We start from the raw sequence: 736 nt of genomic DNA, 5'->3' as shown, positions 1-736 counted from the left end.
CAGTTCGTGGCAGATCGAGGGAACGCTGCGGCTCCTGTCCGCCATCAGGTGCTGGGCATAGCGCAGGCGTTCGGGCGTCATCCGGCGCGGGCGCCCGCCCTTGCGCCCCCTCGCGCGCGCAGCGGCGATGCCCTCCCTCACGCGCTGGCGGATGACGTTGCGCTCCATCTCGGCGAAGGCCGCCTGGATCTGCAGGAAGGCGCGGCCCATCGGCGTCGTGGTGTCGAAGTCGACGTTCAGCGCGCGGAAGCCTACGCCCCTGGCCTCCAGCTCGTCCACGAGCCGGATCAGCTCGCCGGCGAGCCGCCCCAGGCGGTCGAGGTCGAGCACGACCAGCACGTCACCCCGGCGCAGGTAGTCCAGGCAGGCCCGCAGCCCGGGCCGGTCGGCGCTCGCCCCGCTGCCGCGGTCGTCGAAGACGCGTTCGCAGCCGGCCGCCCGGAGGGCATCCAGCTGGCGGTCGAGGACCTGGCGCTCCTCGCGGGTGGACACCCGGGCATAGCCGACCAGTTCCATCGTCCTTGCGCCCCCGCCCGCTCGCGACAACCTCGGCCGGGGAGGGTTACCCGTCAATTGATTGCTGTGGGGTTGTCGTGAAGGGAAAGGCCCGGTCCGGCGTGCCGGCCGGTTACTCACGACAAAGACATCTTTATCATGAACCAACGCCCGTCACCGGCGCGCACGGCCCTGCTCAGGGCCTTACCGTAAATCTCCGCACGGATACTGCCAGCGGGCC

The 736-nt window shown here is 70.9% G+C and carries 1 protein-coding gene; it reads right to left on the bottom strand.

Features of this window, described 5'->3' with window-relative positions:
• Positions 1 to 516: recombinase family protein (locus LHA35_RS28425; protein WP_226615269.1), on the bottom strand; the 516-nt coding region annotated here is incomplete at its 3' end.
• Positions 517 to 736: the final 220 nt, after the last annotated feature.

The sequence above is a fragment of the Roseicella aerolata genome (assembly GCF_020523605.1).
GTDB classification, from domain to species: Bacteria; Pseudomonadota; Alphaproteobacteria; order Acetobacterales; family Acetobacteraceae; genus Paracraurococcus; species Paracraurococcus aerolatus.
The sequence above is the reverse complement of the archived record's forward strand: the minus strand, read 5'-3'. Positions and strand labels throughout refer to the sequence as shown.